We start from the raw sequence: 10,380 nt of genomic DNA, 5'->3' as shown, positions 1-10,380 counted from the left end.
TTCGCCGTACTTTTCCTGTAAGCCCGCCATTCCCTGATTCACGTCACCAATTTGCCCGACATCCTCGCCCAAAGCAAAAACGCGCGGATCGCGGGCAAACAAAACATCGAAGTAGGAGCGAATCACCTCACGGCCGTCCACCAGCGGGCTATCGTCGGTATAAGTAGCGACGACGGGCGGCACCCGCAGTGGCGACTCATCCGACTCACTGTAGAGGTGATCATTATAACGTACCTCATTCAATTTCTGCTCTTCCTTGAGCCATTCTTTTAACAGCGGGCGGCTAGGAATGAACTCGGTACGCAAAGCCCGCAACGCCTTGCGCACCGCTCCCACGATATCGCGGCGAATAGGATACTGCGCCTTGTGAAGGGCTGCGATACTGTTTTTGAGGTCGCCGGTATGATGGCTACTTTCTTGGGCAGCGGTTTCCAGTAGTTGCTGGGCTGCTTTCAAATCCGTTTCGATGGACTTGCGGTAAGCTTTCCAGGCGCGGTTACGGGAATCGCGAGCCGTTTCCTTGGCGTTTACCTCTATTTCTTCTAACTCTTCAACTGTGGCGTAGCCATTTTCCAAAATCCACGCCCGGAAATGCGTATTGCAGTCTCGCTCGGCTTCCCAGGACAGCCGCGCTTTGGGCTTGTAACGCTCATGCGACCCGGAAGTCGAATGGCCCTGCGGCTGCGTGAGTTCTTCAACGTGAACCAGTACGGGTACCTGCTCGTGGCGGCACAGGTCGGCGGCTCTCTGGTAGGTTTCAACCAGTGCTGGATAATCCCAACCGTTTACTGTCATGATTTCTATACCCTCTTCGCGGTCATTGCGCTGTAATCCGGCGAGGGCTTCAGAGATACTACTTTTAGTGGTCTGATACTCCACGGGAACCGAAATACCGTAGCCGTCGTCCCAGACTGACATCAGCAGCGGCACCTGTAGCACACCGGCGGCGTTCATGGTTTCCCAAAACATCCCCTGCGAGGTAGAGGCATCGCCGATAGTGGCGAACACTATCTCGTTGCCGTGGTGAGAAAAGGTAGTTAAATCCTGAATGCCCTTATTATAGCGATACAACTTAGACGCATAAGCCAGTCCCAGTGCCCGCGGAATTTGTCCGGCAGTAGGGGAGATGTCGCAGACAGAATTGTAAAGCTTTGTTTGATCCAGCCAGTGTCCTTCGGCGTCAAGCCAGCGGGTGGCATAGTGGCCATTCATGGAGCGCCCGCCCGTGTGCGGCTCGTGGGCTAGATCGGGATGGGCGTAAAGCTGGGCGAAAAACTGCTGCCAGGTGAGGTTGCCAAGAGCTGCCTCGATGGTTTGGTCGCGGTAATAGCCCGAGCGGAAATCGCCGCGCTGGAACACGCCCGCCAGGGCTAACTGCGCCACTTCCTTTCCATCGCCGAAAATGCCGAACTTCGCCCGTCCGCCCATTGCGTCCTTCCGGCCCAACAAGCTTACTGCCCGGCTTTCGCAAGCCAAGCGATAGTCAGTCAGCACTTTTTCGGCAGTGAACAGACTATTTTCAGACAAGGTTTCGTTTAGGAGCATATGATTTTCAGGTGGGCAGGTGCGTAGTTTGTGGGGTTAAGATACGTTTTTTAACGTTTTGGGTCAAAATTAAAAATAAAAAAATCCTCTTTCAAAAAAACGATTTCCTGCGTTACTTTGTTGGAAAAGTCCCGTCAAGGGAATTATTTGGCAAAGCTTTTGCTTCTGAATCCGTAACTTAGGTATTAAACCAATTCTCAATAATCAAATTTTTCAAGCAATCATGAAAAAGTTTTTTTCAGTCGTCGTCGTCCTTTTGACCATCTCTTCCATGAGCTTTGCCCAGAAGGGCGTCATGAAGTTTAAGGAAGAAACCCACAACTTCGGCAAGGTGGAACAGGGAAAGCCCGTCACGCAGGAGTTCGTATTCACTAACACGGGTACTGAGCCGATCGTTATTTCCAACGTGAGCGCATCTTGCGGTTGTACAACCCCTAGCTGGACCAAAGACCCCGTTTTACCCAAGCAGACCGGCAGCATCAAAGCTACTTACAACGCTGCCGCGATGGGTACTTTCAACAAGTCAATCACAGTATTCAGCAACGCCGAGTCGCCCAGCCTGACGCTCTTCTTGAAAGGCGAGGTTGTGGAAAAAGGTGCCGCCTCCAAGCCATCTTCGGAGAAATAAACAGAGAATTTTTTGACAGAAAGGCGGTTCCCCGATGGGAATCGCCTTTTTTTATGTTTTATGCAGGTAAGGATAGTAGCAGTTAAGCTTTTGGAATAACTATGAAAAAAATCAACGTCGCCATCGTCGGCCTGGGTTTCGGAGCCGAGTTCATTCCTATCTACCAGCGGCACCCCGCCGCAAATATGTACGCCATCTGTCAGCGCACCCAATCCAAACTCGACGCCATTGGCGACGAGTTTGGCGTAGAGAAACGCTACACCAGCTATGACGACCTGCTGATCGACCCCGAAGTGGACGCGGTACATATCAACTCGCCCATCCCTGACCATGCCGAACAAACCCTGAAAGCCCTGCGGGCGGGTAAGCACGTGGCTTGCACTGTGCCAATGGCTACTTCGGTGGAGGATTGCGCCGAAATCGCCAAGACCTGTCGCGAGACGGGATTGAAGTACATGATGATGGAGACGGTGGTGTACGCCCGCGAATTTTTGTTCGTCAAGGAACTGTACGAAAAGGGCGAACTGGGCAAAGTGCAGTTTCTAAAAGCCAGCCACCAGCAGGAAATGGAAGGTTGGCCCAATTACTGGCCGGGGCTACCACCGATGCACTACGCCACGCACTGCGTCGGTCCGGTGGCGGGGTTACTGCGACTGGAAGCGGAGTACGTCTCCTGCTTCGGCTCGGGGAGAATCAGCGAAGATTTGGTTAAAATTCATAACTCACCTTTTGCCGTCGAGTCGGCACACATCAAATTTCGGGATAGTGATTTGTCGGCTTATGTCTATCGCTCACTCTTCGACACGGCGCGGCAGTACCGAGAAAGTTTCGAGGTGTACGGTAGTAAAAAGTCGTTTGAGTGGCCGCTCATTGAGGGGGAAGACCCGGTGATTCATACTGCCAAGAAACCCGAACCCGAAATTCCGGAGCGTGTAAAAACGCCCGACTACGCCCACCTTTTGCCCGAGGAAATTCAATCGTTTACGGGTCGTGGTGTATATGACGCAGGCGATAACGCCCACCCATCCTTCGTGCAAGGCAGTGGCCACGGCGGCTCACATCCGCACTTGGTTCATGAGTTCATTTCGGCCTTGGTCGAGGATCGTGACCCGTTCCCCAACGCTGTGCAGTCGGCTAACTGGACGAGCGTCGGCATACTGGCGCACGAGTCAGCGATGCGGGGAGGGGAGATTATCCGGGTGCCGGATTTTTAGGAGGAGACGAGGGGAGGTCTTCCACTACGCTGACCGGCATAATCTTCATCAGTCTGTGAAAGCCGGGCTGTCATACTACCAGCAGTCGAAGACCTCCTTCATTTCTGACCTCAAACTCTTCCTATCTCCCTTCTGACGCGCGAGGCCGGGTGGGCCGTAGCCATGTTCAGGTAGTCGATGCAGGCACTGAGTAGCGCGATGGCTGAAAGCAGGAACACGTACTATGCCCTGTAGCCTCTAAAACTCTTTGTAATACTAAACGATTCGTACGGCCAGGAAATATTCATTAGCGACCCGACCCGGATCGACCATGACATTGTGATTTAGCACGGAGGTATACCGGCTGGCCCGAGAAAAATACGCCACTCCCCTGTCGGGAAAAGGCACTCTGTAGGACTTCGTTATTGGATAATTGTGAACCGGATCAGGCTACTTCTTAATGATCTTGAAGTGGCTGGTTTTATTCTTGTTCTGACTGGTCAGGATATACGCCCCGGCGGACAGTCCACCCATGTCAACTTCCGTCAGAATTCCCGGTTCGGCTATATAGCGTACCACCACGCCCCTCGTATCTGTAATCCGGAAGGCCTCGTAGGGCATAGCTTCCGTAAAGTGTACCTTTCCGTTTTCGGTTGGATTGGGGTAGAGGATGGTCAGGGGTTCGGTGGGAGTGGCTGCTTCCAGGGCGGCAAGACGGTTTGAATTTGGGGGAGTATGCGGACTGAGGATTATTTCCATGTCAAAATGCGCATCAGAGCTGGTGTTACTATTTTGATGCAGCTCCACGGCAATAGTGCTGGTATAAAAAGGACGAAAGAAAGACCCATCGTTTGCAATAATCAGGGTGTTCCATTCGGATTCTCTGGCTGCCTCAGTGGCTGTTGTCGTGTTAGTAACAGGATCAGGCCCCATATTGGATTCACGCGGCAACTCCTTGCCGTTTACATAAATAATAATTCCGTCATCCCTTTTGTAGTTGATTATGATGGATTTATAAAGAGAACTCATCCAACTTCCTGAGTCTACTACTTTTCTAAAATAGGAGGTAATCCAGCGGGAGGTACAGGGGCTTGTGAGGCACCCTGGCTGAAAGGAGGCTCCGTTGATTCCAACAACATAGCAATTCAGTTCGGAAGGACAGGACGGGATTAGCCATCGTTCACCATCTACCCCATTGGGAGAATAGCCCAGCGGCGCCAATCCCGTCGGCCATTTAGCGTATTGATTATAAATGCCCCCTAAGTCGCCATCCCGCCAGTCTATGGTGTCGTCTGCTTTGGGAGGAGCCTCTCCTTTTGCGTAATAAAACCATTCACTGCCGGCAGGAATTACCAACTTGTTTCCTATGGGATTCTTGCCGCCCGATTGACCGCCGACTCCACCACCACCGGAAATTCTGCTTACCACGTATTCACCGAAAAACAAACCTTGTCGGTTGTCCTGTGGATTTATGAGGTTTTTATCGTCAAGGGGCCTCCACTTGAATCCCGAAAGTGTGGCCTGCTGGTTTTGGATATCTTGATTGAAGTTCCAGGTTTGATAAAAAGAATCATACAGCCTGATGCCCGGATCTTTATGAGATTTGGCAGAAACCAACGTGCTATGATTGCCACTTACCGGATCTATGTTGGATGAGGAGGATTGACTATTGACTTTATAGAATTTGAGTCCTTGAGGTATTATTCTTTCATCAGGGTTGGTAGTATAAAGATCATTAAACGTTTTGTAATTCAGATTAAACAAATCTGAGTACGTATAATAATGACGAACAACTACCTGCTGATTATCTGCTAGTTCTGTTGCTGGCTTTACGAACCAGTATCGGTTCATGACTCGCCATCCTGAGCTGAATGATCGGGTCCGATCACTTTGAACATAATTTTGCGGATAAAAGGCCCCCACATTGGTATGTCCGGGAGCACCTCCCAGTTTTACTTCGAAGGGCGCTACACCAGCTTTCCCAATATCGATCCCAAACTTATTAATAGAAAGCAAAAGATTGCCTTTGTCATCAACGTAATGGGTAAAACTGTTTTTGTCGGTTAAGGCCTCGGTACATTCGCAGGTGGCCGTACGAGCATTGCCATTGAGTTCAGGTATAGTAAAGCCATCAAAATCCTTGAATATGGTAAACTGATCCAAGATCTGATTATCGACGGATATATATTTAGCGACAAGTTTCTTATTTTCAACTTCCAAATACATGGACCCCCCAACCTTGGATTTTGAGACCATAAGCTTGTCGGTTATGTTGGGATCAAATTCAAATTCAATAGGTTTTCCTCCCAGCCCTGTTACCGCGTAGACGATTCCCTCGTTGGTGGAAGCGGCGCTGGTTTTATAGTAAAAGCAGGAATTTGGCGTACTATCGTAGCTGCCACTGCTCCGGGCATTGCTACCTGTCGAGGGGGTATGTAAGGTACTGTTGAAAGTACTGGAATTGCCCGTGTGCCCTCTCATCAACCGGGTACGTTGATAATCGTGGCTATGCCCGGCCAGTACCAGATCAACTTTATATTGATCCAGAAGCGGTATCAGGTTTCCTTTGATGTAAATGTTGTCTTCACTTTGGTCTGATGAATGTGTACCGCCCGTATAGGGGGGATGATGCATAAATACAATAACCCAGTTTATCCGTGAATCCTCCTTAGCTTTCTTCAAATCTCGCTCAAGCCATTTGTATTGATTGCTGTTTGGGGCCAGAATATCTTTTGGCTTGTCTCCCAATTTTTCAAACCCATAAGTATCCAAACTTATAAAGTGGATATTGCTGTAATTGAAAGAGTAGTAGGCCTCAGTTCCCGAGGGCTCACCTCCTGCCTCTGCATTGGTGAAATTATCCACAACGGAGTAATAGTGAACATCTCTCTGAACGCGGGTACGAGTGTCGCGATCAGGCACATCTACGGCTCCATCATAGTAATCGTGATTTCCGGGAGTTGCAAAGAATGGGGTTCGCCGGAACATCCAGTCGTAACGCGCCTTCCCCTTATGAAAAATATGGTCCTGGTATTGTTCCTTCGTTCCCTGTTCATAAGCATTGTCCCCCAACCATAGCCAAAGATCCATTGGGCCTGTGCTATTGGTGGTCATAAATTGCTGCATGGAAGCGATTACCTTGTCCTGTAACGTGTTGGAGGTATCGGATTTGTAAGCGCCAAAATCACCCAATACCCACATCTTCGTTTTTCTATTTTCCCCTTGTACAGATTTCCCCCCCGGAAGTGGCGGAGTCCTGAACACGTGGTCTTCGGACGCCTCTAATATGGTGAGCGGTGAGGATGAATTGGAAGGGTCGTTGCCGAGGCCGATGGTGTACTTGTATTCACGATCGGGTTGAAGATTATCAATCGTGATACTATGGTCCAACGTTCGGGTTGATTCTTCCTTTAATTTGATAAAATTACCATGTTGTGGACTTACAGGTTCATTTTGCCAGTTGTTGCCAATCATAACTCTACCAACGGTTGGCAAATCGGTGCTCCAGCGAAAAGTGACCGTGGAGCCTGTATACGAATTAATCGGATTGGTAGAGGTGAAGACCTTTTGTAAGTAAGGCCCCCGCGTTATTTTGGGGGTTTGACATAGTGCTCCAGTTGAAACCAGCACAGACAAAACTAGAAAGAGTATAGACCGTTTCATATAGTCAAGAGGGTTTAAGTTTTTGAAAACATGTTCAGAAAAAACTGGAATTCACTACGTAAAATATTCAGAAAAATTACAATTTTTTCTTTATATATCAAAATTATATTTGATATATTTACTCCATAAATATTTTCCTGTCAAATAGTTAACTTTTATTATAGGGAAAATTTAATTTTAGTAACTCTATTCGAAATTTGGGCGAATGGAGGAGTGAATTGTTTTGTCTTTTGCGAGCTGTTTTCAGCATTTTTAGAGCTAGTCCTAATCTTTTTACTTATCAAAAACATGGTACATCTAATAAAAAAATGGAGCCTGGTTGGGTTAGTGTCCCTAGCAATGATCTTGGGGTTTCTCGCCTGCAAAGGCTCTGAGGGAAAGATAGGACCTCAGGGTAGCCTCGGGCCTGTTGGGCCGCAGGGAGTTACCGGCCCGGTCGGCCCGGCAGGTCAGGCCAGTATGTATACATCGGCCTGGTTAAAAGTTACCAGTACCATGTGGGTTGCCAACCAGGATTCCAGTTATTATTTAGTAACCCATGAAGACGCTACCATCACTCAGCCTATTTTGGAAAAAGGCCTCGTGATGGCCTACTATAGGAATGCAGGACGACCCGGCGTGGTGTTCGCCCTGCCCTCTGTGACGGACGAGTTAGCTCTGGGCTTTTTTATGCAGGTGCAAAACGGCAAGGGATTTATGAACTTTGACCTTATCTATTCCAAACTCCATAAAACTCCCATTGACTTTGATCTGGAATTCCGTTGGATCATCATTCCCCCCAACCCCGGCGGACGCCTCAAAACCTTCGATTGGAACGATTATGAACAGGTTAAGCAGGAACTTGGTCTTGCTGATTAGCCCGAACACCGCTTCAAATACCTCCGCATAGGGGTTCTGGCCGTTTGGAGAGTAATGACAGATGAAGTCTTGAGTCGGTGGATACTACTACCCGGTCTAAACCTCACTCCGACCTCAAACTCTTCACCGGATTCATCAGCGCGGCCTTGATACTTTGATAACTCACCGTTAGCCAGGCGATCAGCAGTGCCAGGCCGCCCGCCCCGGCAAAGTACCACCACGCCAGATCAATCTTGTAAGCAAAATCCTGCAACCAATCATCGGCCACGTACCAAGCCAGCGGCGTAGCAATGATGATGGATACTATTACCAATTTTAAGAAATCTTTGGAAAGCAACGATACGATACTCGCTACGCTTGCGCCCAGTACTTTGCGGACGCCAATCTCCTTGGTGCGGCTTTCGGCGGTGTAGGCCGCCAATGCGAAAAGGCCCAGGCAGCCGATGAACAGGGCAAGGCCGGTAAGGATACTTAGCACGGAACCCGTCTGGGCCTCGGTACGGTAAAGTCGGGCGAAGGTAGCATCCAGGAAATCGTAGTCAAATGGTACGTCCGGAACGGCTTTCTGCCAGAGCGCGGCGGCTTTTTCGACCGCCTGCTTCTCACTGCCGGGCTGCATCCGCAGGGCGATGTATGAGTCAAAGGTCTGGTAAGTTCGGGAAGATTCGTGGAAAAGCGCCATTGGCTCAATGGCCATGCGCACCGACCCTTCGTTGAAATCGCGCATGACGCCAACTACTTGAAAGCGCTGATTGGAATTACCCCCGTAGCGGAGCCACTTGCCAAGGGGATTTTGCCAGCCAATGGCTTTTACGGCCGTTTCATTCAAGATGACGGAAGCCGAGTCGCTGACCGAATTGGGACGGAAATTGCGCCCGGCCAGCATTTCGACGCCCAGCACCGGGATAAAATCTGCATCGGTTTGGTAAGAGCCGATCGCCAGATTCGGGACGACCGCATTTTTCTGATCGCCTTGCTCGGGTTCGTAGAAGTCGCCAAAGCTGCCGAGCGAGGGCAAGTCTGTGGCGTGGGTGGCGTCCACGGCTTCGGGTAGTCGGGCGAGTTGCTGCCGGAAGGCCTCCCGCGCTGAAGGTGTGGTCAAGTGGCGGACGTTCTCGATCACCAGCACGTGTTCGCGGTTGAGGCCGGGCGTCTGTTTTTTGGCAAATTCCAGTTGTCGAAACACTACGAACGAACCGAGCATCAGCACGATGGATACCGCAAACTGAAATACCACCAAGCTGCTCCTGACGGATAGCAATCCACCTCGGCCGCGCCCGGCGGCGGGTTTAAACATCTCAATAGCCTTGAATTTTGATAAATAAAAAGCCGGGTAAAGCCCGCCCAGCAAACCCGTTACGAGCGGTAACATCAGGACAAAACCGATGATTTTGGGCGAGAACAGATCGTTAGGTTCCAGCGTCAGTGTCGTCAGGTTATTGTAAAAAGGTAGCGCAACGCTAGCCAGTAGCACCGCCAGCAGCAATGCCACCACGCTTAGCAGCAGCGACTCCACCAAAAACTGCGCCACTAATGCGCTCCGCTGCGAACCAAGTGCCTTGCGCACGCCTACTTCCCGAGACCGCTGCATAGAGCGGGCCGTGCTGAGATTCATGAAATTGACGCAAGCCAGCAGCAGAATCAAACCGCCAATGATGGCGAACATTCCGACTTGCTGCCCATCGCCGAGGGTACTTAGTCGTGAAGAGAGACTAGTGTAGCCTAGATGCAGCTTTTCTAAAGGTAAAAGTTTCACGTCGAGACGGTCACCGTTATCGATGTTTTTGGCTAAATCCTGCCCGATGCGTGCGTAGGCGGCGGGGGCGTAGTTGCGCACCATCGCCGGGAATTTCTTTTCAAGACTCGCCACCGACTCCTCGGTGGCGGGCTGCCGCAGCCGCACCCAGGTATCGACCTGTAACCAAATCCAACTCCACGAGAACCGCTCCACCACCGAGAAATCGGCCATGGATGCCAAAAAACCAAACTGAACCGTAGAACTAGTGGGCAAGTCCTGCACGATGCCAGTTACTTTGAAAGGATTGTCGTTGAGTTTTAGCGGTTGACCCAAAGCGACTTGCTCACCAAAGTACTTGCGGGCCATGCTCTCCGTAAGTACCACGCTGCCCGGCGCGTCGAGGGCGGTGGACGCATTTCCTTCCACCATCGGAAAGCCGAACAGTTCCAGAAAATCCGGATCGGCGGCCAGTGCATTGTTGTACTCGTTGAAGGTGATCGGGGCTTTACCCTCAATGGCATCACGATTTACAACTACGCTGCCCAGATCGAAGGTACGAGCGGCCATCTCGATTTCGGGAAAATCCTCGACCAGGCGCGGCCCAACGGGCGGCGGTGTGTTGGTAGTCACGCCTTCCTGATCGCCCATTTTGAGATCAAAAGCTACCGCGCAGATGCGGTTGGCGTTGGGAAGAAAATTGTCATAGCTATGCTCATGTTGCACGTACAGCCCGATTAGCCAGCAAGCCGCCAGAC

General features: G+C 50.5%; 6 protein-coding genes. 3 read left to right on the top strand and 3 right to left on the bottom strand.

Annotated elements, in window-relative coordinates; genetic code table 11:
• Window positions 1-1,545: thiamine pyrophosphate-dependent enzyme (locus ACEW8P_RS26590; RefSeq protein ID WP_373516090.1), on the bottom strand; the 1,545-nt coding region annotated here is incomplete at its 3' end.
• Between the two features lie 223 nt (window positions 1,546-1,768).
• On the opposite strand from ACEW8P_RS26590, the gene ACEW8P_RS26585 reads away from it, so the two are divergent.
• Both ACEW8P_RS26585 and ACEW8P_RS26580 read left to right on the top strand, forming a co-directional pair.
• Window positions 1,769-2,173 carry a DUF1573 domain-containing protein gene (locus ACEW8P_RS26585; protein ID WP_373516089.1) on the top strand — a complete coding sequence of 135 codons (405 nt, stop codon included), beginning with the start codon at window positions 1,769-1,771 and terminating at the stop codon, window positions 2,171-2,173.
• Between the two features lie 101 nt (window positions 2,174-2,274).
• The gene (locus tag ACEW8P_RS26580) at window positions 2,275-3,387 is read left to right on the top strand and encodes a Gfo/Idh/MocA family protein (protein ID WP_373516088.1); all 1,113 of its coding nucleotides are present in this window, start codon (window positions 2,275-2,277) and stop codon (window positions 3,385-3,387) included.
• A 429-nt stretch (window positions 3,388-3,816) separates the two neighbouring features.
• Here ACEW8P_RS26580 and ACEW8P_RS26575 read toward each other — a convergent pair whose 3' ends face one another.
• A complete protein-coding gene (locus tag ACEW8P_RS26575) occupies window positions 3,817-6,840 on the bottom strand; it encodes a metallophosphoesterase (RefSeq protein WP_373516087.1) in 3,024 nt (1,007 codons plus the stop codon).
• Between the two features lie 477 nt (window positions 6,841-7,317).
• On the opposite strand from ACEW8P_RS26575, the gene ACEW8P_RS26570 reads away from it, so the two are divergent.
• On the top strand, window positions 7,318-7,887 hold the full coding sequence (locus ACEW8P_RS26570) for a hypothetical protein (RefSeq protein ID WP_373516086.1): 570 nt from the start codon (window positions 7,318-7,320) through the stop codon (window positions 7,885-7,887).
• A 103-nt stretch (window positions 7,888-7,990) separates the two neighbouring features.
• Here the strand turns inward: ACEW8P_RS26570 and ACEW8P_RS26565 are convergent.
• Window positions 7,991-10,380, bottom strand: a 2,390-nt coding sequence (locus tag ACEW8P_RS26565) for an ABC transporter permease (RefSeq protein WP_373516085.1), incomplete at its 5' end; no start/stop codon positions are given.

The sequence above is a fragment of the Persicitalea sp. genome, from assembly GCF_041751555.1.
In the GTDB taxonomy this organism is placed as follows: Bacteria; Bacteroidota; Bacteroidia; order Cytophagales; family Spirosomataceae; genus Persicitalea.
The sequence above is the reverse complement of the archived record's forward strand: the minus strand, read 5'-3'. Positions and strand labels throughout refer to the sequence as shown.